The organism is Nocardiopsis sp. NPDC058789 (assembly GCF_042745575.1).
Lineage (GTDB): Bacteria > Actinomycetota > Actinomycetes > Streptosporangiales > Streptosporangiaceae > Nocardiopsis > Nocardiopsis eucommiae.
Window position 1 is genome coordinate 97,870 of record NZ_JBHYOW010000003.1, and the last position, 23,977, is coordinate 121,846.

Consider the following 23,977-nt stretch of genomic DNA (forward strand, 5'->3'; position numbering starts at 1 on the left):
GGGAGTCGGCGGACGCCGAGCGGTAGCGTCCCGGCCCGTGTCCGGCGAGGACGGGGTGGGGCAATCGCGGCTCCGGCGGTGAGGGGTGGGGCGCGGACCGACCAGGATCGTACGCCTGCCGAACACGTGTTCTGCGAGTGAACCTAGGTGATCCACGACACCGGGGTCAAGGCGCACCGGGGCGCGCGGGGCACGCGAACCCCACGTGCCCGGACGACCGGGCCTGGTCGGGGCCGCCTCGGGGTCTCGACCCCGCGGCCGCACGGACCCAGGGGCCCACACCGAGGGACTCGGCGGCCACGGACGAAGCGGAGAGACCGGGAACCCGAAGGAAAGCGCCCCCCACGAGCCCCGACACCCGCTCCCACCCGCGAGGACAGGGCAGGATAGGGTAGCCTAACCAAACAGACACACGGGTGGGGCGTCCTCCCCCGCCGACGCCCCCGTGTGCGCGACAGCAGTGAGCACCATCCGATTGGACGTGGACCCGTGCGGCTACCCACCGCCCCGGACGGCCGACGAGGCTGTTCGGCCCTGGCCCGCTACACCGACGAGCAGATCGCGGGAACCGCCGGCCGCACCGGCGGATGGCTGCTGATCGAGCACGACGGCCCCTGGCGCCACCCGGCCCTCGCCAGCGAGGGCCTGGACCGGGCCGTCGTCTCCGAGCTGACCCGACGCATCGCCGGTCACGACGTCCGCCCCCAGCTCATCAAACGCCCCGGCGCCAGGGACCGCACCCGCACCGCCCGCCCATCGCGCGCCTACCTCGTCCACACCAGCCGCACCCGCCCCTGGGCCCGCCGCGTGGACTTCCACGACCTCGCGGAACTCCTGGACATCGACGTCACCGCCGCCGAACACCCCGAACCGCCCGAGTTCGGCCACCCCGTGGACCACACCCTCTACCTGGTCTGCACCCACGCCAAGAAGGACCCCTGCTGCGCGATGCTGGGCCGCCCGGTCGCCGCGGCCCTGTCCGGCGGGGAAGCCGAGGTCTGGGAGACCACCCACGTGGGCGGAGACCGCTTCGCCGCCAACCTCGTGGCCCTGCCCCAGGGCGTGTACTTCGGTCGGCTGACCCCGGAGTCGGCCCAGGACACCGTCGCCGCCTTCGAGCGCGGCCTCGTCCTGCCCGAGAACTACCGGGGCCGCTGCACCGACTCCTCCCCCGCGCAGGCCGCCGAGGCCGCACTGCGCGCCCGGCTCGGCGTACCGGTGGGCGTCGACGCCCTCACCCACCTGGCCGAGGAGGAGACCGCGAAGGGCGCCCGTGTCACGCTCGGCCACGACGGCGGACTCTACTCGGTGGAGGTCGAGACCGAGGAGGGCACGGAGTGCCCCAGCACGTGCTCGGCGCTCTCCCCCACACGCCCGGTCTTCCACCGGGTACGCACCATCAGCACGGAGCGCAGCGGCGCCTCCGCCTGAGCCCGGGACACGAGCCGGGCCACGAACAGGGGACCGGCCCCGTGGCGCGGGGCCGGTCCCCCTCACATGCGCCGACTCACCCGGAGCGCGCGATGGCGATGGTCGCCCCGAGCCGGTGCCCCGCCTCGTAGAACATGTACTCCCGGCCACCGTCCACCGCGTAGGACGGCGCGGCCGAACGGCCCCCGTCCGGCGGCCCGCCCATCGGGGTGTGCACCACCCCCATGTGGCGGCGCGTCCCGAAGTCCCGACCCACCTCGGTCATCCGGATGTCGCCCCGGTCGGTGTGGTAGACGACGTAGGTGCTGCCGCCCCGGATCACCAGGTGCGGCCCGGACAGGTCGGACACCCCCACGTCGGCGTGGCCGACCAGCGGGTCCGGGTCGAAGTCGAAGGTGATGCCGTCGGCGGACCACCCCCACCCGATGGAGCGGTTGTTCCCCGGGCCGTTGCGCATGAACACCATGACGTACCGCGCTCCCCGGTCGGGCAGGGGGTGCTCGAAGACGCGCGCGTAGGAGGTCTCGGTGGTGCCCGGCACCATGGCCGTGGTCAGCACCTCGCCCGCGTAGGTGAAGTTCACGCCGTCGCGCGAACGCGCCAGCCGCGTCGTGTGGTTCTCCCCGTGGAAGTACAGCCACATCTCCCGGTGCTCGGCGTTCCACAGCGCGTGCGGTGAGGACACGTGGCTGACCCGGTAGTGGGGCTCCCACACGTTGGCGACGACGGGGTTGCCGGGGTGCTCGGTGAAGGGGCCCTCCAGGCTGTCGCCGTAGGCCAGGCAGAGACCCCCGGGGTCCTCGTGCGGGGCGTAGTAGAGCAGGAAGCGGCCGGGGGCGTCGGGCAGACGTCCACCGGTCCCCCGGATGCAGGGGAAGATCAGCTCCCCGGTCGGGTTGTAGGCCAGCGACGAGGTGTCCAGCGCCTCGCGCAGGTAGGTGAACGCGGGAAGCACGTCGGCCGTGGTGGTGGCAGTCCCGGCATGGGCGGCGGCCGGGACCGCGCCCGTGGCGAGCAGGGCGGCGGCGCCGGTGCCGAGCAGCGCGGTACGGCGATCGACACCGCCGACGGGTGACGGGGACGGTGGGGGCTGGTTCTCCGGGTTCGCGCGGTGGTCGGGCATGGCGGATCCCTTCCGGAGCGGGGTCGGGGGACGCACTCCAGGGCACCGAGTCTCACCGGCGCCGATGCGCTGGTCAAGGGTCTAATACGTATTAGCGAAACACTCCGTTCTCCACGGGGAAATCCCCGTTCCTCCCCTTGACACCGCGCATGAGCCAGCTCACAGTCTGGACTAATGCGCATTAGCACGCCCCCTCGGAGGAGTGACAGGTGAACCAACCCAGGCCGACCGGACGGCGCAGACCCCGCCAGTCCGACATCGCCCGGCTCGCGGGGGTCTCCCAGGCCACCGTCTCCCTGGTTCTGCGCGGCACACCGGCCGGGATGGCGCTGGCCAAACGGACCCGGCAGAGCGTCCTGGACGCCGCCGAGGAGCTCGGGTACGTCCCCGACCCGGTCGCCACCCGACTGGCCTCGGCCACCAACGCCATGCTCGGCCTGTACACCTTCAGCGCCACCTTCCCCACGGACGTGGCGCACTCCTACTACCCGATCCTGGTCGGAGTGGAGGAGGAGGCCGCCGCCCAGGGACAGGACCTGATCCTGTTCACCGGCTCGGCCCGCACCGCCGGGCGCGCCGACGACCCGGCCGCCGTCCGCCGCGTCCGCGTGGCCGACGGATGCCTGTTCTTCGGACGGCACGTGCCCGAGGAACCCGTCCGGCGGCTGGCCGAGGACGGCTTCCCCTTCGTCTACATCGGCCGCCGGGACGAACCCGGTGTGCCCTACGTGGGCGCCGACTACGTCTCCGCCTCGGCCGAGGTGGTGGCCCGCCTCGCCGCCCTGGGCCACCGCACCCTGCGCTACCTGCGCGAACACGACCAGGCCCCGGCGTCGTCGGACCGCGAGGAAGGAGTCCTGCGGGGCGCCCGGGAGGCCGGACTCGACACCGCCGACCTGGTGGTGCGCACCGACGGCCGCGACCTGGACACCCGGTTGAGGGACTGGCGCGCGGCGGGCGTCACCGCGGTCGTGGTCGAACAGACCGACACCGGCGCCGCCCTGGACGGGCTGGGCGCCGCCGTCGACGCAGCGGGCCTGCGCTGCCCCGAGGACCTCTCCCTGGCCCTGCTCGGCGCCCCCACCGGCACCCGCGGAACCGCCCCGGGCGGCGGGGCGGACTTCGGCGGATTCGTCGTACCGATGCGCGCGATGGGCCGCGACGCGGTCCGCCTGCTCCTGCGCCTGATCGGCGGCGACCGATCCGAACCCACCCGCAGGCTCCTGCCCTGCGAACCGGTCGAGGGCGGCACCCTCGCCCCCGCGCCGTCCCCGACACACCACCCCCGAAAGGACTGACATGACCCAGATCAGTACCGAGATCCTCGTCGTCGGCGCCGGACTGGGCGGGGTCGCCGCCGCCCTGGCCGCCGCCGACTCCGGCCGCCGCGTCGTCCTCACCGAGCCGACCGACTGGATCGGGGGCCAGCTCACCTCCCAGGCCGTCCCACCCGACGAGAACCCGTGGATCGAGCAGTTCGGCGCCACCGCCTCCTACCGCAGGCTGCGCGAGGGCATCCGCGACCACTACCGGCGCGTCTACCCGCTGCGCGCCGAAGCCGCCCGCGTACGCGAGCTCAACCCCGGCGCGGGCCGGGTCAGCAAACTCTGCCACGAGCCCCGGGTGGCCCTGGCCGTGCTGGAGGAGATGCTCGCCCCGCACCGATCGGCGCAGCGCGTCACCCTCCTGCCGCGCCACCGGCCCGTCCAGGCCCACACCGACGGCGACCAGGTCACCGCGGTGGTCTTCGAGGACCACGAGGGCGACCGCCACACGGTCACCGCTACCTACGTCCTGGACGCCACCGAGGACGGCGACCTGCTGCCCATGGCCGGGATCGCGCACGTCACCGGCGCCGAGGCCCGCTCCGAACACGACGAACCCCACGCCCCCGAGACCGCCGACCCCACCAACCTCCAAGGAATCACCTACTGTTTCGCGATGTCCCACCACGAGGGTGAGGACCACACCATCGAGCGCCCGTACATGTACGACTTCTGGCGCTCCTACCAGCCCGACTTCTGGCCCGGCCCCCTGCTCGGCTTCTCCGCGCCCGACCCCCGCTCACTGGAGCCGGTCCCCCGCACCTTCGTGCCCAACCCGGACGTGGACCCGCTGGACGTCGACGCCGACCAGAGCGCCGACGCCGGCGACAAGGAACTGTGGGGGTTCCGCCGCATCCTGGCCCGCAAACTGCACACCGAAGGCGCCTTCGACTCCGACATCACCCTCGCCAACTGGCCACTGAACGACTACTGGCTCACCCCGGCCCTGGAGATCGAGGGCCACGTGGACGCCGAAACGGTCGAGCGGGCACACGAGGAGGCGCGCCAACTGTCCCTCTCGGTCATGTACTGGCTACAGACCGAAGCCCCCCGTGCCGACGGCGGCCGGGGCTTCCCGGGCCTCAAACCGCGCCCCGACGTCACCGGAGGCGCCCACGGCCTGGCCAAGGCCGCCTACGTGCGCGAGTCCCGCCGGATCAGGGCGGTCACCACCGTCACCGAGCACGACGTGTCCATGGACATCGTCGGCCCCTACGGCATCGTGCGCCGCCACGACTCGGTCGGTGTCGGCAACTACCGCATCGACCTGCACCCCTCCACCGGCGGCGACAACTACGTCGACATCGCCAGCGTGCCCTTCGAGATCCCCCTGGGATCGCTCCTCCCCGCACGCGCGACCAACCTCCTGCCCGCCGCCAAGAACATCGGCACCACCCACATCACCAACGGCTGCTTCCGACTGCACCCCGTGGAGTGGAACATCGGCGAGGCCGCCGGACGACTGGCCGCCTTCGCCCTGGACCGCGACACCACCCCGCACGCCGTACACGAGAAGGACGAGCTCCTCCAGGACTTCACCGCGCTCCTGGAGCGCACCGGCGTCGAGCGCCACTGGCCCGACGTCCGCGGCTACTGACCCCGAGGACCACCGACCAGCGCGACCACCGCCGGGGCGGAGCCCACCGGGCACCGGCCCCGCCCCGGCACACCCCCCGGCACCACCGCACAGACAGGCCCCCCATGAGCGACCCGACCCCACCCCCGGCCCGCGACCCCGTACGCGTCGGCATCGACGTCGGCGGAACCTTCACCGACGCCGTCGCCGTCAGCACCACCACCTACGCCCTCCTGGGCCAGGTCAAGGTCCCCACCAGCCACGACCACGCCGACGGCGTCGCCCACGGCATCATGACCGCCCTGCGACGACTGCTCGACAGCATCGGCGTGGGCGCCGACGACGTCGGCTTCCTCGCGCACGGCACCACCCAGGCCACCAACGCCCTGCTGGAGGGCGACGTCGCCACCATCGGGATCGTGGGAGTGGGCACCGGCTTCGACGCCCTGGCCACAAGGCGTCTGCGCTCCCTCGGCAAACTACGACTCGACTCCGGCCACGCCCTCCCGGTCCGCTACGCCGCCCTGCGCGAACCGGAGAGCCCCGAGGCCGCCCTGGCCAGCGTCGACGCGGTCATCGCCGAGGGCGCCGAGGTGGTCGTCGCGGTCGAACCCTTCAGCGTCGACGACCCCCGGGGCGAACGCACCGTCCTGGACGCCGCCGCCACACGAGACGTCCCCGCCACCGCCACCCACGAGATCACCCAGCTCTACGGCCTCGGCAAACGCGCCCGCACCGCGGCGCTCAACGCCGGAGTGATGCCCCGCATGCTCCAGACCGCCGACCTCGTCGAGAGCAGCATCCTCAAAGCAGGGGTGCGCGCCCCCCTCATGGTGATGCGGTGCGACGGCGGCGTGATGTCGCTCCCGGAGATGCGCCACCGCCCCCTCCTCACGGTCCTGTCCGGCCCCGCCGCCGGGGTCGCCGGAGCACTCATGGGCGAGAAGGTCAGCGAGGGCGTCTTCCTGGAGACCGGCGGCACCTCCACCGACGTCAGCGTCATCCGGCGCGGCCGCGTCCAGATCCGCCACACCGAACTGGGCGGCAAGGAGACCTACCTCTCCGCCCTGGACGTGCGCACCATCGGCATCGGCGGCGGCTCCCTGATCCGGGTCACCGGCACCGCGCCCCGCCGCTCCTCCCTGACCGACGTCGGCCCGCGCAGCGCCCACATCGCCGGCCTGCCCTACGCGTGCTTCACCGACCCCGCCAGACTGGAGGGCGCCCGCCTCGTCACGCTCAGGCCCCTGGAGGGCGACCCCGCCGACTACGCGGTCCTGGAGAGCGACGCCGGCCGGTTCGCGCTCACCGTCACCTGCGCCGCCAACGCCGCCGGTCTGGTCCCCGAGGGCGACTACGCGCGCGCCGACCCCGCCACCGCCCGCACCGCCCTGGAACCGCTCGCCGAGGCCCTGGGCACCGACGTCGAGGACGCGGCCCGCCAGGTCCTGCACCGGGCGACCGACCGTGTCTCCCAGGTCGTGGACGCCCTCGTGGACGACTACGGCCTGGACCGCGACGTGTGCTCCCTGGTCGGCGGCGGCGGAGGCGCCGCCACCGTCACCCCCTACCTGGGCCAACGCATGGGACTGGACGCACGCATCGCCGCACACAGCGAGGTCATCAGCCCGCTGGGGGTCGCCCTGGCACTGGTCCGCGAATCGGTGGAACGCATCATCCCCGCCGCCACCCACGCCGACGTCCTGGCCGTACGGGCCGAGGCGGAGCAGGCCGTCCTCGACCAGGGCGCCGACCCGAGCGCCGTCGAGGTGGACGTCACCGTCGACCCCCAACGCAACCTGGTCACCGCCGTGGCCACCGGAGCCACCGAACTACGCACCAAGGACCGCTCCTCGGTGGCGGACGAGGCCGCCACCCGCGCCGCCGTCGCCACCAGCCTGGACGCGCGCCCCGAGGAACTCACCGAATACGCCGCCACCGACCAGTACCGGGTCCTGGGCCTGGTCCGCCGCCCCGGCGGCCCCCTCGGCCGCTTCACCCGGGAACGCACCCACGTGCGCGTCGTCGACTCCGAAGGGGTGGTGCGCTTGCACAGCTCCGACGCCGAAGTGGACACCCTCGTCGCCGGTGAGGCCGAGGGCGCACTCAAGGACCTGGTGGCCGAACGCACCGTCTACGGCGACGGCGGCGCCGTACCACCCGCGGTGTGGCTGCTGCTCGGCCCCAAGCTGGCCGACCTGTCCGGAGTCATGGACTCCGGACACCTGCTGGCCCTGGCCGGGACGGAGATCGCCCGACGCGGCCCCCAGGAGAAGGTCGTCGTCCTCATGGAGCGCCGCCGATGAACCCGACACCGCCCACACCAGCGCCCACGGTCAGTCTGCGCGAACGCTACGCCCGCATCGCCGACCAGAGCGAGGAGGAGCTGGCCGCCGACCTGCTCGCCCTCACCCCCACCCACGGCGGACGAGACCGCGCACAGCTCCGCCACTGGGCCGCCACCGCCCTGGAATTCGGCCGCGCGATGGCCGACTCCCGCACGGACACCCCCACCCCGCCGGAACCACCGATCACCGAGAGGGAACGGGGCGGGGTCAGCCCCCACGAGATCCTCCTCGCCGAGTACCTCCACCGCGGAGCCCGCTCCCAGGTGGTCGTCTACGGCGACGCCCTCACCTTCGCCCAACGCGTCGCCCGCGCCGCCGGATGGAGCCAGGACTACACCCCCGACGCCCTACGACAGGCCGCACTCGCCCACGAGGAGGCCCACCGCATCCTGCACGGCGAACCCGGCCGGGAACTGCGCCGCCGAATCGACCACACCGCCCTGCGCCTCGGCCCACTACGCCTGCGCGGCCACGTGGTCGGCGCCGACGAGATCGCCGCGCACGCCTACGCCCACCACCGCTGCTCACTACGCCGCAGCCCGCTGGCGCTCACCGCCGCCATCGCCGCCGCCCTCACCCACCGGAACCCGCACCCACCAGGGCCGGGCCCCCGCACCACCCCCGGAGACCGCCCGTGACCGCCTTCGGAATCCTGCTCGCCATGGCGGTGGGCGTCGGCCTGATGCTGACCCGCCGCCTGCCCACCGCCTTCGCCCTCGTCCTGCTGTCCGTGGCCATCGCACTCATCGCCGGAGCCCCACTCACCGGCGAGCAGGACAGCGTCGTCGGGACCGTCCTCCAGGAAGGCGCCCCACGACTGTCGGCGACCATGATCGCCATCCTCCTGGGCAGCTGGCTCGGCACCCTGATGTCCGAGACCGGCATCGCCTCCACCCTCGTGCGCAAGATCGTGGAGTTCGGCGGCGAACGCCCCTCGATCGTGGCCGTCGGGGTGTTCCTCATCGCCATCCTCTGCGGCAGCATCACCGGCTCCGCCCCCGCAGCGATGCTCGCCGGAGTGGTCGGCATCCCGGCGATGATCGCCGTCGGGGTCACCCCCACCGTCGCCGCCGGAACCGTACTCGTGGGCATCACCGCGGGCGTGCCCCTGGAACTGATCAACTGGCAGTTCCTGTCCGACGCCATCGGCGTCCCCGTCTCCACCGTCCAGTACTTCCAACTGCGCCTGTTCCCGATCGCCCTGGCCGGAGGCCTCGCCTACATCCTGATCGAGACGCGCCGCAAGGGCGCCCGGCACACCTGGGCCGTACGCGTCCCCGCCACCGCCGGAGGCGGCGGCACGAACCAGCCCCCCAGCCGACGGGAGAAGGCCGCCGAGCGCCGACGCCGACGCGGAGACGCCCCCTGGTACGCGCTGGTCACCCCGCTCGTACCGATCGTGCTCGCACTGGGATTCGAGATCCCCATCATCCCGTCCTTGCTGGCCGGCGTGGTCTTCGCCCTGATCACCGCCGTCGCCTGGCGGGAGATGACCACCACGGCCCTGCGCACCCTCTACCAGGCCTTCGACGTCGCGGCCCCACCCATCGTGCTGTTCATCGCGATCGGCATGCTCCTGGCGGCGGTCGGCCTGCCCGGCGCCGTCACCGCGCTCAGCCCCGTCGTCACCGCGATCAGCCCGAGCAACCCCTGGCTGTTCGTCCTGGTCTTCGCGCTGATGGTGCCGCTCAGCCTCTACCGCGGACCGATGAACATCTTCGGACTCGGCGCGGGCGTGGCGGGCGTCCTCATCTCCGGCAACATCTACCCCGCCGCCGCGGTCCTCGGCCTCATGGCCTCCTACGGGCAGGTACTGGGCGTCTCCGACCCCACGAGCACCCAGACCGTGTGGGCCTCCCAGTACGCCGGGATCCGCCCCGAACGCTCCATGCTCTCCACCCTGCCCTACACCTGGGTGATCGCCATCGGAGGCCTCATCCTGACCGTGTTCCTCCACCTGCTGTGACCACGCGAACGACGAGGGGGTGGGCCCGGCCGGGCCCACCCCCTCGTCACGCTCAGGACGCCGACGTCCGCCTCCCGTCAGCCCCAGAAACCGAAACTGAACAACAGGAAGTTGGTGGCCGCCATGGCCGCCAACGCCAACACCACACCCACCACGAACGACGTCCGCAGCGAACGCACCAGGTACTCCAACGACACCATGTTGTTGAGCAGGAAGTAGCCCAGCATCATCGCGTGCAGGAACCCGTCCACACTCCACGGCTCGAAGAAGAAGACCGACCCGGTCCACATGTCCGCCTCAGCCGTGAACCACGCCCACCCCAACGCCGCACCGTATCCCAACGGGATCTGGATCAGCGGAATGATCATCAGCGGCAGCAGCTTGACGAAACCCCACAGCCCCGGCTGGTCCGCGCGGCGCGCCTCCGCCTGCGCCCGACGGGCCGCGTCCTGCTCGGCGCGCAACCGGTCCCGGTGCGCCCGCTCGGCCTCCTGACGACGCCGCTGCTCCTCCTGCTGCTCCTGGGCCCGACGCTGCTGACGCTGCTGCTCCATCTGCCGCTGACGCTGCTCCTCGGCACGACGGTACTGACCCTCCTGCTCCTGGCGGGGGTCGGCGCGCTGGTCCCGACGACCGCCGTACAGGTCCGCGTAGGGGTCCTCCGCACCGGGCCCGCCCTGACCGGACTGGTCCCGCGTCGGCTGGTACTGCGCCGTGGGCGGAACCTGACCGGGCTGGCCCGGAGCCTGCGTGCCCGGGAAGGCCGCCGTCGGCTGATGCGGCGCCCCCTGCTGGCCACCCCACACCGAAGTCGCCCCCGCGGAGGGATCCTGCGTCCCGTACCCGCCCGAAGGCGCCACCCGCGTCGACTGGTCATCACCGAAGGCACCCGCGGCCGCCGCACCGGCCACCGCGCCGGCGGCACCCCCGAGCGCCGCCGCACCACCCGCGCCCAGGAACTCCGTCCGCTGGTGACCACCGGTCGCACCGGGGTCCCCCGCCGACGTCGCCAACGCCTTGTTGACCTTGGCCACCTGCTCCTGCACACCCATCATCACGGCCGGAGGCAACCACGAGGACCCCGCGTGCACGTCCCCCAGGTAGTCCAGGATCTCGCCCGGAGCGGGCCGCCCCCGCACGTCCTTGGACAGACACGCCGCGATGAGGTGCCGCAACGACTCCGGAACCGCCGACAGGTCCGGTTCCCGACTGATGATGCGCATCACCATAGTGGGCATGTTGCCCTCACCGAACGGCCCCGTCCCCGCCGCAGCGAAGGCCAACACCGCGCCATAGGCGAACAGGTCACTGGCGGGCGTCAGCTCCGAACCCTGCACCTGCTCCGGACTCATGAACCCCGGTGTGCCGATCACCGACTGCGTCGCCGCGGTACCGTCGGTCGCCCGCGCGATTCCGAAGTCGATCACCCGGGGCCCGTCCTCCGCCAGGAGCACGTTGCCCGGCTTGAGGTCACGATGGATCAACCCCACCCGGTGGATCTCGGCCAACGCCTCGGCCAGACCCGCCGCCAGGACCCGCACACTCGCCTCCGGCAACGGACCATGCGCCTGCACCGCCTCGTCCAACGGCAACGACGGCACGTAGGAGGTGACCAACCACGGCACCTCGTCATCCGGCCCGGCGTCGATCACCGGAGCCGTGAACGCCCCACTCACCTGACGCGCCGCGGTCACCTCCCGCGCGAACCTCTGCCTGAACGAGGGATCCGTGGCCAGATGCGGGTGGATGCGCTTGATCGCGACCGCGCGGCCACCGGCCGAGCGCCCGAAGAACACCTGACCCATGCCACCGGCGCCCAGGCGCCCGATCAGCCGGTACCGACCGACCCGCTCCGGATCAGAGTTCTCTAGCGGCCCCAACGTCCTCAACCTCCGGCTCTGCGGCGTCTTCCTACCGAACGGGGCCCCAGTCTAGGCGTTGGCCGCGCCCCCCGGACCACCCTCACGACGTGTGATCCGCACCCGCGCCCCGGGGTTCACACGAACCCGCAGGAGGAGGCCGACACACCCCCCGCGCGAGCCGCCGCGACGAAGCGCAACCGACACGAACGCGCACCCACCCGACACGGTTCCCCCCTGGCCACTGACGGCCAACTCCCCCGTTCCACCCAGGCACGAGGCCCCGGACGCCTAGGCTCGAAGCCCCACTGAGAGGAGTCACCCAGCATGCGGACACGCGACACCCTCCGCACCGACGCCCACCTCCGCCTGGCCCACGGCGTGTCGTGGCTCACCGCCCAGCGCGGAGACCACCCCAGCCGCCTCCTGCACTGGCCCTGGCGACAGAACCCCTACCCGACCTACCGCCGCATGCGCGAACAGGGACCGGTGGTCTCCAGCAGACTCGGCTTCCAGGCCGCCACCACCCGCGCCGCCGTCGACGAGGTCCTGCGCTCACGCGACTTCGGCGTCGAACCACCCGAGGGGACCACGGTCCCCGACCAGTACCGCGTCGTGGACCTGTCCTTCCTCCAACTCGACCCACCCGACCACACCCGGCTCCGCCGACTCGCCCGACCCGCGTTCAGCCCGCGCCGCATGACCGAGTACCGCACCGAGATCGAGAAGATCACCGGCGAACTCCTGGACGCCGCCCTGGCCCGGGACGACGTCGACCTCATGCGCGACTTCGCCCAGCCCCTGCCCATCGCCGTGATCAGCCGCCTGCTGGGCGTCCCCGAGCGCGACGACGCCGACTTCGTGCGGATCGGCTTCGTGATCGGCGCCGCCCTCGACGGCGCCAACTCGGCGCGTCACCTGCGGGAGATCCGCGACGCCACGGCAGAATTGGACCGGTTGTTCGGGCGCCTGATGGCCGAACGCCGCGCCGAACCACGTGAGGACGTGGTCTCCACCCTGGTCAGACAGTCCGACGACGGGGAACTGACCGCCAACGAACTCACCGCGATGTGCCGCCTGCTGCTCGTCGCCGGGTTCGAGACCACGGTGAACCTGATCGGGAACGGAGTGATGGCCCTGCTGCGCCACCGCGAACAGTGGGAACGGCTCACCGCCGACCCCGCACTGACCACCGGCGCCGTCGAGGAGGTCCTGCGCTTCGACTCCCCGGTACAGCTCACCGGGCGCTGGGCCCAGGCCGACACACGCGTCCAGGGAGTCCCGATCCGAGCCGGCCAGCAGCTCATGTGCCTCATCGGCTCCGCCAACCGGGACCCCGCCCACTTCACCGACCCCGACCGGTTCGACATCACCCGGCCCGACGCCGCCGAGCACCTGTCCTTCTCCGGAGGCGCCCACTACTGCCTGGGCGCACCACTGGCCCGACTGGAGGGCGAGATCGCCCTGCGCGCGCTCGCCGAACGGGCACCCGCGCTGCGACCCACCGGGACCCCCACACGACGGGGCACACTCACGGTACGGTCCCTCTCCGCGTTCCCCGTCTCCACCCGGAGCCGGTAGGAGGTGGGAGCCGACGGGGTACGCGGAACCGTCCGGCACGGTTGGCGCTCGGCCACGCGCGGGAAGGGCGTCCTGCTGACCGCCGGGGCGGTGTGCGTGATCGTGTTCCTGGTCGTGGCGGCGCTGGCCCTCATCCTCCCCGACCCGGACCGGGAACCGGCGAGCGAACTCCCGGCCCTGGCCCGCTCGCACGGGATCGACCTGGGCGTGGCCGTGGCGGTCAACCCGCTCACCCACGACTCCCGTTACCGCGACCTGGTCACCGACCACTACACGTCGGTGACGGCGGAGAACACCATGAAGTGGCAGTACGTCCAGCCCGAGCGCGGCACGTTCGACTGGAGCGGCCCGGACGCGGTGGTGAACCACGCCGGGGACCACGGGCTGTCGGTCCGGGGCCACACACTGCTCTGGCACAACCAGCTGCCGGACTGGCTCGCACAGGGGTCCTTCGACGCCGAGGAGCTGCGGGCGGTCATGCGGGAGCACTTCGGCGCGCTGATGGGCCGCTACCAGGGACGGGTCGCCTCCTGGGACGTGATCAACGAACCCTTCGAGGACGACTCCCCCCGCCTGCGCGAGAACCTCTGGCACCGGACCCTGGGCGAGGACTACGTCGCCGAGGCCCTGCGGACGGCACACGAGACCGACCCCGAGGCGAGGCTGTACATCAACGAGTTCGGAGTGGAGGGAAGCGGAGAGAAGGCCGACGCCCTCTACGAACTCGCCTCGGACCTGCTCGACCAAGGGGTACCCCTGCACGGCATCGGCTTCCAGGGGCACTTCGTGCACGGCGCCGTACCCGAGGACCTGGCCGAGAACATGCGGCGCTTCGCGGAACTGGGCCTGGACGTCGAGATCAGCGAACTCGACGTGCGCGTCCCCGAACCAGCCACCACCGAGGACCTGGAAGCCCAGGCCGACGAGTACCGGCACGTCCTGGAGTCCTGCCTCGCGGTGTCCCGCTGCGTGGGCGTGACCGTGTGGGGCGTGGCCGACGCGCACTCCTGGATCCCCGAGTGGTTCCCCGGGTACACCGCCGCACTGCCCTTCGACGACGACTACGCACCCAAACCCGCGCTCGGCGGGATGATCCAGGCGCTCAGCAGAGGCCGCCGAGCCCAGCCGCGCGCCACCACGAGGACGGTGTCCGGCAGGCGATAGGCACACACCCTCCCCGCTCCCTCACCACGCCCGCCAGCGACGACGGGAGACTGGAACCATGACCGCACCCACTCCCCCGATCCCCGTACCGCCCGCGTTCACCGAACACCTGACCAGGCTCCTCGGCCCCGCATGGCCCCGATCCCTGCCCGGCCTGGCCGCCCGCCAGTGCGACCGCTGGGAACTACGCCCCACCGGAACCCCCCTGCACGGATTCGTGGCACTCGTGGTGCCGGTGCGCCGCCCGGACGGCACCCCCGCCGTACTCAAGGTGCAGCCCGTGGACGAGGAGACCAAGGGCGAACCCCTCGCCCTGCGCACCTGGGACGGCGACGGCGCCGTACTCCTGCTGGAACACGACCCCGACACCGGGGCGATGCTGCTGGAGAGACTCGACCCCACCCGGCGACTGGACACCGTCCCCCTCGACGAGGCGTTGGAGGTGATCGGCTCACTCCTGGCCCGGTGGGGCACCCACCCCGGACCGCCCGGAATGCGCGACCTCGGAAGCATGGCCCTCGACATGGCCGCGAACGCGACGGCACTGCTCGCCGCGGAACGGGTGCCCGACCGGACCCGAGAGCACCTGCACCGGTGGGCGGGCCTGGCCCGCGAACTGGCGGCCGAACCCGGCGACCGGCTGCTCCACTGGGACCTGCACTACGAGAACGTGCTGGCACCAGCACCCGGCACGGAGCGGGGACCGTGGCTGGCGATCGACCCCAAGCCGCTGGTGGGCGCCCAGGGCTTCGAACTCCTCCCCGCGCTGCGCAACCGGTGGGAGGAGGCCCAGGCCACCGGAGACCCGCTCCGGGAGGTCCGGCGCCGCTTCGACCTGCTCACCGAGACGGCGGGACTGGACCGGGACCGCGCCCGCGCCTGGACCCTGGTGCGGGTCCTGGAGAACACCCTCTGGGAGATCGGGGACGGAGAGGTCCCGGCCGCCGGGGCCACCGGCGCCGTCGCGCTGGCCCTGGAGACCTGACCGTTCCGGAAGCCCACGCGAGGACACGTCGACCGCCCCGGCCGCCCCTCGGCGGTTCCTCAGTGTCTCCTCAGCTGGCCGGGCCGGGGGCGACGCCCACCAGGTCCTCCTCACCCCTCGGGGCGGTGCGTCGCTCGGGCACGCCCGCACCACCCCGGCGGTGCTCGGTGGGTGTGGTGCCGCGCAGCCGCTTGAAGGCGGCGCTCAGGGCGAAGGCGTTGGAGTAGCCGACCCTGCGCGCGATCGCGTCCACGGTGGTGTCGGACTCCCGCAGCAGGTCGGCGGCCCGGCCCACCCGCCAGTCGGCCAGGTAGGTCATGGGCGGGACTCCCACCAGCGCGCGAAAGTCGCGGGCCAGGGTGGCGCGGGAGACCCCGCAGCGTTCGGCCAGCAGGGCCACGGTCCAGGGGTCGGCTGGACGGTTGTGCATCAGGCGGAGCGCCTGACCGACCACCGGGTCGTCCAGCGCGGTGTACCAGGCGGGCGGTCGGGCCCCGGGACGGTCGAACCAGGCGCGCAGCACGGTGATCAGGGCCAGGTCCAGGAGACGGTCCAGGACCAGTTGCTGCCCCGGGGAGGGGCAGTCGATCTCGGCGGTGATCAGGTCGCGGAGCCAGTCCTGGCACTCGTCGCCCGGGACGACCAGGACCGGCGGCAGAGCCGAGACCAGGCGCTGGCTGAGGTCTCCGGAGACCTCGTAGTAGCCGCTGAGCAGGAGGTCCGGGGAGTCCACGGACTCCCCGTAGGTGCGCAGACCCTGGCTGGCCTCCTCGGTCAGCACGTCGCCGTCCGGACCCAGGCACGTGTACCGGTCCAGGACCGTGCAGGTGACGGGGGCGTCGGCGGGATGGGCCACGGTGTGCGGTCCGGGGGCGCGCAGGATGGCGGTGTCCCCGGCCCCCAGGGCGAACGGTTCACCGTGCTCGGGGACGATCCAGGCCGACCCACGCACCATGGTGACCAGGGTCAGCGGTGAGTCGTGGGCGAACCGCACCGCCCACGGCGGGTTCATGACCGACCTGCTGAAGAGCGCCCCTCGGGCGCGGACCCCGTCCAGGAGGTCCGAAAGTGCGTCCATGCCGACAAGCGTAGACGATGGGATATCCGATTGAGCTTCTGGACCATGGATCGTCTCAGCCTGGTGGGGTTGACTCGGGGCATGACAGAGAACACGAACACCACGACGACACGACCGGTCCTGGTGACCGGCGCCACGGGAATGACCGGCAGGCGCGTCCTGTCCCGGCTACGGGAGAGGGGTGTGGAGACGCGGGCCGCCTCCCGGTCCTCCGCGTGGGCCTTCGACTGGAGCGACCCGACCACCTGGGACCGGGTGCTTCGGGGCGCGGGCGCGGTCTACCTGGTGCAGAACGACCTGGACCCCCGCACCCCGGAGTTCGTGCAACGGGCAGTGGCTCTCGGGGTGGACCGGATCGTCCAGCTGTCGGCCAGGGGCGTGGACGGACCCGCCTACTTCGAGGGTGGAGGAGAGCCCCCCGCGCACCTGCTGGGAGAGCGGGCGGTGAAGGCCAGCGGGCTGGAGTGGACGATCCTGCGACCGGGGTGGTTCTCCCAGAACTTCGGTGAGGGACTGCTGGTGGACGGGGTGCGGGCGGGCGTACTGCGGCTCCCCACGGCCGACGGGGCGACCACGTGGATCGACGCCGAGGACATCGCCGCGGTCGCGGCGGCGGCCCTGACGGAACCGGGCCACCACGGGCGCACCTACGAGTTGGGCGGCCCCCGGGCACTGACCATGGCGGAGGCCGCCGCCGAGATCTCCCGAGCCCGGGGTCGCACCCTCCGTTACGAGCCGATCTCGGAGGAGGAGTACGCGAAGGGCCTCGTGGCGGAGGGCTGGTCCGAGGCGGCCGCCGGAGAGATGGTCGTGGCGCTCTCGGCCATCCGGCGCGACCTGGAGGCCAAGGTGTCCACCGGCGTCCAGGAGGCGCTGGGACGGGAACCCCGCGACTTCTCCGACTACGTCGCCACGACCTTCCACGAGGGGTGGGGACGGTCGTGACCGCGCCGGTGCTCGACGCGAGCGGATGACCGGTTCCCGGGTGGCGCGGCGCCTGCGGGAGGAGGGCGTGCGGGTGCGGGCCGCCTCGCGGTCCTCCGCGTGGGTCTTCGACTGGACATGCCGGTGACGGTCGACGAGTCGCATGGGACGAGTGAGACTCCGCAGCACCTTTACGTCGTAGATTCATACGGCCGTGCCCCGTACGGCCCCCGCCGTACGGGGCTTCCGCACCACTCCCACTCGGGGCGGCTCTCCCGAGCAGGGACTTCCCGCCCCGCGTGTGCACCCCCTCCGCAGTACAGTGTGGGCCCTGCCCCACCGGGTGCACCGATCCGCCGACCACGGCCCGGGGCACCGCCACACCCAGTGCACGGTCTTCCCGACCCGCCGGGAGCCGGGCCCCGGCGGGTCGGCGCGTGCGGGTGTGCGAGTCCACCGAGGACGCGATGCACCGGTCCCACCCGAAGCTGCGCCTCGACCTGGCCGACAGCGCGTACCTGTACTGCTGCCACTGTGCCCACCCGGCTCACTACGTCGGCCTGCGGGTGGATTCGTCAGGTGTCCCGCGAGAGGTACTTCTCGAAGAACGGGACGGCGCTCTCCAAGGCCTGGCGTACCGGCTCTGGCTGGTCGTACAACTCGTAGTGCGTGACCCCCGGCAACACCAGGAGTTCCTTGTCCGCCGAGGCGGCGCGCCCGTGGATCTCCAGGCCGTCCCGGTAGGCGCCGAACCCACCGGGCCTGTCGCCGGTGACGACCAGCAACGGCTGGGTCATGAAGGTCTCCGCGTTGAGAAAGGCGTCCCATCCGATGGCCGCGGCCCGGTGGGAGAACAGCGCGCTCGTGGCCCCTCCCCTGGTCCGCCCCCGAGGAGTCTTGTAGTAGTCGGTCGCCTCCAGCACGTCGCGGTCGGTGACGCCGCTCCGCTCGGCCTCCTCGACGGAGTTCGGAAGGAGGTCATCCGTGCGTGTGGCTCCACCGCGGGCTTCGAGCGTCCGCTGCTCCGCCATGGCCTCCAGAGCGTCGAGTGGCCGGTACCCGGCGAACCCCTCGCGGCTGAGTCTGCCGAAGTTCACCCCGGTGATGCTGACCACCGCCTTGATGCGCTTCTCGGTCATGGCGGCGTTGATCGAGTAGGCGCCACCACCGCAGACGCCGAGCACGCCGATGCGCTCGGCGTCCACGTAGTGCAGCGTCACCAGGTGGTCGATGACACGGCGGACGTCCTCCACTCGCTGGGTCGGGTCCTCGATGTACCGAGGTGTCCCTCCGCTCTTGCCCTGGAAGCTGGCGTCGAAGGCGATGACCACGAAACCGGCGTCGGCCAGGGCCCTGCCGTAGACGTTGCCCGCGGTCTGCTCCTTGCAGCTGCCGATCGGGTGCACGGCGATCACGGCGGGGTACTTCCCCGTGCTGTCGAAGTCGTCCGGCAGCAGGAGATCGGCGGCGATGTCCCAGAACATGTCCGCGTTGCGGACCGTGGTGGATTCGGTACGCATGGTGGTGAATTCCTCCTCTGTTCGGGCGGTGGTCGGGTCGGTCGACCGGATCAGTCCTCGGGGACGACCTGGAGGGTGTTGCGCCGCACCGGCTCGGTCGACATCGTCACCGAGTACTCGCTGTCGGCGTACTTCTCCAGGAACGAGGCGTCCACGGCCCGGTTGGTCTCCTCGTCGGCGGGATCGACGGCTACGAGGCGCACGGCCTTCTCCACGCCGCCCGCCGACATACGCCCGCGGCCCGTCTCCAGCGCGGGGCCGTACCACTTGCCCCGTGTGCCGTTGTAGGAGCGGATGTAGATCCGATCGCCCACCGGCACGGACCAGATGTCCACGGTCTTGGGAGTCGTGCCGTCGGGCAGGGTCGCACCGATGGTGAAGTAGGTCTGGGCGTTGATGCGGTTCAGCTCGTCCTGGGTCCAGGCGCTCATGGTTCTCTCCTCCTTGTGGAGATCAGGGTGATGTTCGGGCCGTCCCGTACGATCGACGCGGCGGGGCCCGGGTCGGTCAGAGCTTGTCGGCGAAGAACGGACCGAGTTTGCCCAACGCCTCGGCGACCTCCTTCTCACCGTCGTAGAGCTCCATGTGGTTCGCGCCCTCCACGACGTGGAACGACTTGTCCTCGCTGGCGGCCCGAGCGAACAGGTCGTCGCTCATCCACTTCGAACCGGCCCGGGAGCCGGCGATCACGAACAGCGGCTGGGTGAGGAACGCCTCGGCCTTGTGGAAGGCGTCGTAGGTGATGATCTGCGAAAGGCTGCGCGCGGTCATGAAGCCCGGAGCGTTCGGGTGCTCACAGCGGGGCGTGTGGTAGTACTCCCACGCCTGGCGCAGCTCCTCGTTCGGGGCGTCCTCCTCACGCATCGGAGCAAGCGGGAACGGGTTGTCCTTGCCCTGGGCGTCCGTGGTGCGGGCGTCGGCGCCCGTCCCGAGCACGGGCGCGGCGTCGGCGTCCTTGACGGATCCGTCCCAGCCGTTGCGGAACATCTGGCCGATGTTGACCAGGCTCACCGTGCCGACCGCCTTGATCCGTGGGTCGTTGATCGCGGCGTTCGCGCTGTATCCGGCACCGGCGCAGATACCCATCGCGCCGATCCGCGCGTTGTCGACGTAGTCCAGCGTGGTCAGGTGGTCCACCACCGCGCTGACGTCCTCGGTGCGGATGTGCGGGTTCTCCAGCTGACGGGGCTCTCCCGTGCTCTCGCCCTGGAAGGACGCGTCGTAGGCGACCGTGACGAAGCCCTGCTCGGCGAGCTTGGCCGCGTACAGGCCCGAGGCCTGTTCCTTCACACCGCCGCCCGGGTGGGACACGATGACCGCCGGGTGGGTCCTTGACGCATCGAAGTCCTCCGGGAAGTTGATGACCGCCGCCAGCGCGGTGCCGTAGCCGTTCCTCGTCTCGATGGTCGTGCTCTCGCTCATGATGCCCCTCCGGTTCCGTGCGGGCTCGAGTCCGGCGAGCCCGTCTGTGTCCGACGCCTCCATCGTGGATCGGATGCGGTGAGCGTGGAAGGTTCCAGTGGAACCCCCTCCGTGCAGGTCACGGCATGCTTCGGGGGTTCTCGCCGAACCTGGCTTCGGGCACGGAAGCCGTCTAGCGTGGAGGGCATGACTGCGAAGGACGAGAGGGTGCGGGACTTCCTGGCCACCCGCCGCGCGAAGATCACCCCCGACATGGCGGGTCTTCCCAGGGGTGGTGGCGTCCGCCGTGTCCCGGGGTTGCGCCGGGAGGAGGTCGCGATACTCTCCGGTGTTTCGGTCGACTACTACACCCGGATCGAGAAGGGTGACCTGACGGGTGTCTCCGACGACATCCTCGACACCCTCGCCCGGGCTCTGCAGATGACCGAGGACGAGACGGCGTACCTGTACGACCTCGCCCGCACGGCGCGGCGGCCCGTGCGCGCCCGCAGCCGGTCCAGGCCCGCGACGTCCGTGCCGCGGCAGGTCAGGCTGCTCATGGACTCCATGGGTGCGTTGCCGGTGATCGCGTTGGGCGGTCGTCTGGACGTTCTGGCCGCGAACGCCCTGGGGCGGGCCCTGTTCGACGTCGTCTACGACAGCCCCACGCGGAGGTCGGCGGCGTCCCCGCCCAACCTCGCGGCCTTCGTCTTCCTCGACCCGGCCGCCGACGAGTTCTACGCCGATCTCGACGAGGCGGCCGCCACCAGCGTGCGCATGCTCCGTGCCCACGCCGGAGCGATGCCGCACGACGGACAGCTGGTCCAGCTGATCGGAGAGCTGTCGACCCGGAGCGCGGACTTCCGTGTCCGTTGGGCCGCACACGACGTCGGCGTTCACCGTACGGGGGCGAAGACCCTCCGCCACCACGAGGTGGGGGAGCTCGACCTGGGGTTCGAGCAGCTCACGCTCGACTCGGCGCCGTCGGTCACCCTGTCCGCCTACGTCGCCGAGCCCGCCTCGCCCACTGCCGAACGCCTGCAGATCCTGGCCGCCTGGGCGGCGACCGGAGCGGCGGCACAACGCTGAGCACGGGGACCGCACGCTTCTCCGGGAGGTGCCGAGCGGTGGTGTCTCGGCTCTGGTGTGTGGGGGTGCCCTGGGACGGCCCCCGCGATGCCCCCCGAACAGGTACGGCGCTCCCCCGCGACCCGCTCACCCGCCCCGACGACCGCGTGGCCTCCCTCGCCCGCCCGTCCTGTCACCGGGTGTTCGGGAGAACCACCCCTATTCGGCGACGGTGATGCCCAGCGATCCCAGGATCATCCCGGCCTGCGTGGGGCTGATGGTGGCGCCCCGCAGGTAACCGGCCTGCTGGAGCTCCAGCTCCCCCAGGTCCACCCCGCGCAGGTCCGCCCCGCCGAACTTGGCGTTGACCAGGTTGGCGCCGCGCAGCCGCGACTCCACCCAGACCGTCTCCCGCAGGTCGGCCGAGGCCAGGTCCGCCTCGTCCAGGCGCAGCCCCTCCAGGGTCCGGCCGCGCAGGACCAGCCCCTTGCACCGGGCCAGCATCAGGTTGCACTGGGAAAACGAGTAGCCGATCCCCCGCAGCCCGTTGAGCCCGGCACCGGTCATCCTGCACCCGGTGAAGACGGTGTCGGTGAGCAGAGCGCCCTGCCAGCGGGTGTTGGCCAGATCCGTGCGTTCGAACCGGGTGTCCGTGCACTCGGCGTGCCCGAACGAAGCGCCCGGCGCCCCTCCCCCGGTGAGGACCGCCCCGTCCAGGACCGCGCGGTCCAGGCGGGCGCCGTCCAGGCGGCAGTCGACGAACCGCGCGTCCACCAGGTGGGCGTCGCGCAGGTCCGCCCCGCTCAGGTCACAGCGGGTCAGGACGCGCGGCGCGCCCGGGTCCTGGGACAGGGCCTCACGCAGGTCGTGCTCGGACAGGTCGGCGTCGGTGGTCTCGGGCTTGGCGAGAAGGTCAATGCTCACGCTCCGGACCCTAAACCCCACCACCGACGGTCGGGGATCAGTCGCGCAGTTTGAGCGCCAGGAACAGGTCGACCCGGTGCTCCAGGCTGCTCAGGTCACGGCCGGTGAGCTCCTCGACCCGGCCGATCCGGTAGCGCAGGGTGTTGACGTGCACGTGCATGGCGGCCGCGCAGCGCTGCCAGGAGCCCGAGTGGGACAGGAACTGCTCCAGGGTGTCCACCAGCTCGGAGCGGTGGTCGCGGTCGTACTCCAGGAGCGGCCCCAGCAGGCGCTCGCGGTAGGAGGTCTGCACCTCCTCGGGCACCGAGGCCAGCAGGAGTTCGTGCGAGTCGATCTCGGCCCCGGCGATCACCCGGGAGCGGCCGCCCCGCAGCTCCGCGAGGCGGCGGGCGTGCCGGGCCTCCACGGCGGCGCCGCGCAGCTCGGCCACGCCCCGCGAGGCCGAGCTGAGCCCCACCGCCAGCCGGTAGTCCAGCAGCCCGCCGTCCAGGACGCGGGCGCGGTGGACCAGTTCGGCGCGGATGGCCTCGGCCCTGGACCGGGCCTGGTCCTCGGGACCGTCCACGGGGATCACGGCGAGGGCGTCGTTGTCGCCGGTGACGACGGCCCCCGGATGGTCGGCCACGAGTTCCGCGACCACCCGGCGCGCCAGGTCCGGCACCCGCGGCTCAGGGAGCATCATGGCACTGACCACGACGTTCACCCGGTCGTCGGGCTCGGGAGCCCGCTCGTCGCCGGTACCGCGCGTCAGCGCGGTGACCTCGTCGAAGCGCTGGGCCGCGAGGAGCCGGGGCAGCCCCTCCAGATGGCGCGCGGTGGTCAGCGACCGTTCCTCGTCGCGACTCCGCGCCAGGACGCTGACGGAGACGAGTTCGGCCACCGCCTCGTGCTCCTCCTCGGTCCAGGACTCGTGGTCGCCGGTACACACGAGCAGCCAGTTGGAGAGCGGGTGCGACTCCTTGGTCCGGATGGGGACGACCGTCAGGGCGCGCCCCTGCCCTCCGGCGGAGCCCCGGGTGGTGTACGGGAAGGCCGACCAGGTCAGAGCCCGGGCCGCGAGGTCCTCGCGTTCCTCGGATGTCAGCGGTTCACCGGAGGAGGCGACGTGGCGGCCGCTGGCGGAGACCACCCAGGCGGTGATTCCGGCCTGTCGGGCGGCGGACGCGAAGGCGTCGGGGAAGTCCGCGCCCGAGGCGACCTCGGCCATCAGGCGGCGCTGGCGGTCCCGGGTCTCCGCAATCGTCGTGAACCGGCGCTGGGTGAGGGAGCGCAGCACCTCCTCGGTGACCACGCCGAAGGAGGTCTCCGGGGGGATCTCGACGAGGGGGATGTCATGGGCCGTGCAGGCGGCGACCAGGTCGTCGGGGACCTCGCCCAGGGCGGTGCCCGCCCCCACGGCCAGGGCCCCGGCACCCACCACGGAGGACACGAAGGTCTCGGAGTCCTCGGGCCGGGTCCGCCACATCATCCCGGTGAGGACGAACTCACCGCCACGCAGGTATCGGGCGGGTTCGAGCAGGTCAGTGGTGTAGGCCCACCGGATGTCGCGGTGGGCGTGCTCGGCGCCCGCCAGGAACCGCAGGTGCAGTCGCTTGACGGCGAGCAGCTCACTGATCTGCATGGACTTCCCTCTGTCGGTCGGGTGGGGCGGCGTCCCCGGGTGGGGGCTTCGTATCAGGACAGTGTGCCCCCGAACCGGGGCGT

The 23,977-nt window shown here is 72.1% G+C and carries 19 protein-coding genes; 11 read left to right on the forward strand and 8 right to left on the reverse strand.

Annotated elements, in window-relative coordinates; translation table 11 throughout:
- Window positions 1–489 precede the first annotated feature (489 nt).
- A complete protein-coding gene (locus ACFW3L_RS04680; RefSeq protein ID WP_378736377.1) occupies window positions 490–1,431 on the forward strand; it encodes a sucrase ferredoxin in 942 nt (313 codons plus the stop codon).
- A gap of 76 nt (window positions 1,432–1,507) precedes the next feature.
- Here ACFW3L_RS04680 and ACFW3L_RS04685 read toward each other — a convergent pair whose 3' ends face one another.
- Window positions 1,508–2,554, reverse strand: coding sequence for a hypothetical protein (locus tag ACFW3L_RS04685; RefSeq protein WP_378736379.1), 1,047 nt, complete (start codon window positions 2,552–2,554; stop codon window positions 1,508–1,510).
- Between the two features lie 209 nt (window positions 2,555–2,763).
- Here ACFW3L_RS04685 and ACFW3L_RS04690 point away from each other — a divergent pair, with 209 nt between their 5' ends.
- From ACFW3L_RS04690 to ACFW3L_RS04710, 5 genes are all read left to right on the forward strand, one after another.
- A complete protein-coding gene (locus ACFW3L_RS04690) occupies window positions 2,764–3,852 on the forward strand; it encodes a LacI family DNA-binding transcriptional regulator (protein WP_378736381.1) in 1,089 nt (362 codons plus the stop codon).
- A 1-nt stretch (window position 3,853) separates the two neighbouring features.
- On the forward strand, window positions 3,854–5,476 hold the full coding sequence (locus ACFW3L_RS04695) for an FAD-dependent oxidoreductase (protein WP_378736383.1): 1,623 nt from the start codon (window positions 3,854–3,856) through the stop codon (window positions 5,474–5,476).
- Window positions 5,477–5,580: 104 nt separating this feature from the next.
- Entirely contained in the window at window positions 5,581–7,761 is a 2,181-nt protein-coding gene (locus ACFW3L_RS04700) for a hydantoinase/oxoprolinase family protein (RefSeq protein ID WP_378736385.1), read from the forward strand.
- Window positions 7,758–8,441: a hypothetical protein gene (locus tag ACFW3L_RS04705; protein ID WP_378736387.1), complete on the forward strand. Its 684-nt coding sequence runs from the start codon at window positions 7,758–7,760 to the stop codon at window positions 8,439–8,441. Before ACFW3L_RS04700 ends, ACFW3L_RS04705 begins: the two co-directional genes overlap by 4 nt.
- Complete coding sequence (locus ACFW3L_RS04710; RefSeq protein ID WP_378736389.1) at window positions 8,438–9,769, forward strand: transporter; 1,332 nt, start codon at window positions 8,438–8,440, stop codon at window positions 9,767–9,769. Before ACFW3L_RS04705 ends, ACFW3L_RS04710 begins: the two co-directional genes overlap by 4 nt.
- A 77-nt stretch (window positions 9,770–9,846) precedes the next feature.
- Here the strand turns inward: ACFW3L_RS04710 and ACFW3L_RS04715 are convergent, their stop codons facing one another.
- Window positions 9,847–11,649 carry a serine/threonine protein kinase gene (locus tag ACFW3L_RS04715; RefSeq protein ID WP_378736391.1) on the reverse strand — a complete coding sequence of 601 codons (1,803 nt, stop codon included), beginning with the start codon at window positions 11,647–11,649 and terminating at the stop codon, window positions 9,847–9,849.
- Window positions 11,650–11,955: 306 nt separating this feature from the next.
- Between ACFW3L_RS04715 and ACFW3L_RS04720 the strand changes: the two genes are divergently transcribed.
- The 3 genes from ACFW3L_RS04720 to ACFW3L_RS04730 all read left to right on the forward strand — a co-directional run bounded on the left by ACFW3L_RS04720 (window position 11,956) and on the right by ACFW3L_RS04730 (window position 15,358).
- Window positions 11,956–13,209 (forward strand): cytochrome P450, encoded by a 1,254-nt coding sequence (locus tag ACFW3L_RS04720; RefSeq protein WP_378736393.1) that lies wholly within the window; start codon window positions 11,956–11,958, stop codon window positions 13,207–13,209.
- Window positions 13,210–13,281: 72 nt separating this feature from the next.
- Window positions 13,282–14,373, forward strand: a complete 1,092-nt coding sequence (locus ACFW3L_RS04725) for an endo-1,4-beta-xylanase (RefSeq protein ID WP_378736930.1) — start codon at window positions 13,282–13,284, stop codon at window positions 14,371–14,373.
- A gap of 58 nt (window positions 14,374–14,431) precedes the next feature.
- Complete coding sequence (locus ACFW3L_RS04730; protein ID WP_378736395.1) at window positions 14,432–15,358, forward strand: aminoglycoside phosphotransferase family protein; 927 nt, start codon at window positions 14,432–14,434, stop codon at window positions 15,356–15,358.
- A 70-nt stretch (window positions 15,359–15,428) separates the two neighbouring features.
- Here ACFW3L_RS04730 and ACFW3L_RS04735 read toward each other — a convergent pair whose 3' ends face one another.
- A complete protein-coding gene (locus tag ACFW3L_RS04735; protein WP_378736397.1) occupies window positions 15,429–16,436 on the reverse strand; it encodes a cupin domain-containing protein in 1,008 nt (335 codons plus the stop codon).
- 81 nt (window positions 16,437–16,517) lie between these two features.
- Here ACFW3L_RS04735 and ACFW3L_RS04740 point away from each other — a divergent pair, with 81 nt between their 5' ends.
- The gene (locus tag ACFW3L_RS04740) at window positions 16,518–17,381 is read left to right on the forward strand and encodes an NAD(P)H-binding protein (RefSeq protein ID WP_378736399.1); all 864 of its coding nucleotides are present in this window, start codon (window positions 16,518–16,520) and stop codon (window positions 17,379–17,381) included.
- Between the two features lie 554 nt (window positions 17,382–17,935).
- Here the strand turns inward: ACFW3L_RS04740 and ACFW3L_RS04745 are convergent.
- The 3 genes from ACFW3L_RS04745 to ACFW3L_RS04755 all read right to left on the reverse strand — a co-directional run bounded on the left by ACFW3L_RS04745 (window position 17,936) and on the right by ACFW3L_RS04755 (window position 20,302).
- Window positions 17,936–18,880 (reverse strand): alpha/beta hydrolase, encoded by a 945-nt coding sequence (locus ACFW3L_RS04745; RefSeq protein WP_378736401.1) that lies wholly within the window; start codon window positions 18,878–18,880, stop codon window positions 17,936–17,938.
- Window positions 18,881–18,930: 50 nt separating this feature from the next.
- On the reverse strand, window positions 18,931–19,311 hold the full coding sequence (locus ACFW3L_RS04750; RefSeq protein WP_378736403.1) for a DUF2255 family protein: 381 nt from the start codon (window positions 19,309–19,311) through the stop codon (window positions 18,931–18,933).
- Window positions 19,312–19,387: 76 nt separating this feature from the next.
- The gene (locus ACFW3L_RS04755; protein WP_378736405.1) at window positions 19,388–20,302 is read right to left on the reverse strand and encodes an alpha/beta hydrolase; all 915 of its coding nucleotides are present in this window, start codon (window positions 20,300–20,302) and stop codon (window positions 19,388–19,390) included.
- Window positions 20,303–20,488: 186 nt separating this feature from the next.
- Between ACFW3L_RS04755 and ACFW3L_RS04760 the strand changes: the two genes are divergently transcribed.
- Window positions 20,489–21,370, forward strand: a complete 882-nt coding sequence (locus tag ACFW3L_RS04760) for a helix-turn-helix domain-containing protein (protein ID WP_378736407.1) — start codon at window positions 20,489–20,491, stop codon at window positions 21,368–21,370.
- A 198-nt stretch (window positions 21,371–21,568) separates the two neighbouring features.
- Here ACFW3L_RS04760 and ACFW3L_RS04765 read toward each other — a convergent pair whose 3' ends face one another.
- Together ACFW3L_RS04765 and ACFW3L_RS04770 are read right to left on the reverse strand one after the other, a co-directional pair.
- The gene (locus ACFW3L_RS04765) at window positions 21,569–22,273 is read right to left on the reverse strand and encodes a pentapeptide repeat-containing protein (RefSeq protein WP_378736409.1); all 705 of its coding nucleotides are present in this window, start codon (window positions 22,271–22,273) and stop codon (window positions 21,569–21,571) included.
- A 37-nt stretch (window positions 22,274–22,310) separates the two neighbouring features.
- Window positions 22,311–23,894, reverse strand: a complete 1,584-nt coding sequence (locus ACFW3L_RS04770) for a PucR family transcriptional regulator (RefSeq protein ID WP_378736411.1) — start codon at window positions 23,892–23,894, stop codon at window positions 22,311–22,313.
- Window positions 23,895–23,977 lie beyond the last annotated feature (83 nt).

What these genes read in the sequence shown, in the direction of transcription:
- ACFW3L_RS04740 (WP_378736399.1), top strand. Translation starts at nt 16,518, where the DNA reads ATGACAGAGAACACGAACACCACGACGACACGACCGGTCCTGGTGACC.
- ACFW3L_RS04730 (WP_378736395.1), top strand. Translation starts at nt 14,432, where the DNA reads ATGACCGCACCCACTCCCCCGATCCCCGTACCGCCCGCGTTCACCGAA.
- ACFW3L_RS04745 (WP_378736401.1), bottom strand. Translation starts at nt 18,880, where the DNA reads ATGCGTACCGAATCCACCACGGTCCGCAACGCGGACATGTTCTGGGAC.
- ACFW3L_RS04685 (WP_378736379.1), bottom strand. Translation starts at nt 2,554, where the DNA reads ATGCCCGACCACCGCGCGAACCCGGAGAACCAGCCCCCACCGTCCCCG.
- ACFW3L_RS04755 (WP_378736405.1), bottom strand. Translation starts at nt 20,302, where the DNA reads ATGAGCGAGAGCACGACCATCGAGACGAGGAACGGCTACGGCACCGCG.
- ACFW3L_RS04695 (WP_378736383.1), top strand. Translation starts at nt 3,854, where the DNA reads ATGACCCAGATCAGTACCGAGATCCTCGTCGTCGGCGCCGGACTGGGC.
- ACFW3L_RS04720 (WP_378736393.1), top strand. Translation starts at nt 11,956, where the DNA reads ATGCGGACACGCGACACCCTCCGCACCGACGCCCACCTCCGCCTGGCC.
- ACFW3L_RS04770 (WP_378736411.1), bottom strand. Translation starts at nt 23,894, where the DNA reads ATGCAGATCAGTGAGCTGCTCGCCGTCAAGCGACTGCACCTGCGGTTC.
- ACFW3L_RS04750 (WP_378736403.1), bottom strand. Translation starts at nt 19,311, where the DNA reads ATGAGCGCCTGGACCCAGGACGAGCTGAACCGCATCAACGCCCAGACC.
- ACFW3L_RS04760 (WP_378736407.1), top strand. Translation starts at nt 20,489, where the DNA reads ATGACTGCGAAGGACGAGAGGGTGCGGGACTTCCTGGCCACCCGCCGC.
- ACFW3L_RS04700 (WP_378736385.1), top strand. Translation starts at nt 5,581, where the DNA reads ATGAGCGACCCGACCCCACCCCCGGCCCGCGACCCCGTACGCGTCGGC.
- ACFW3L_RS04735 (WP_378736397.1), bottom strand. Translation starts at nt 16,436, where the DNA reads ATGGACGCACTTTCGGACCTCCTGGACGGGGTCCGCGCCCGAGGGGCG.
- ACFW3L_RS04705 (WP_378736387.1), top strand. Translation starts at nt 7,758, where the DNA reads ATGAACCCGACACCGCCCACACCAGCGCCCACGGTCAGTCTGCGCGAA.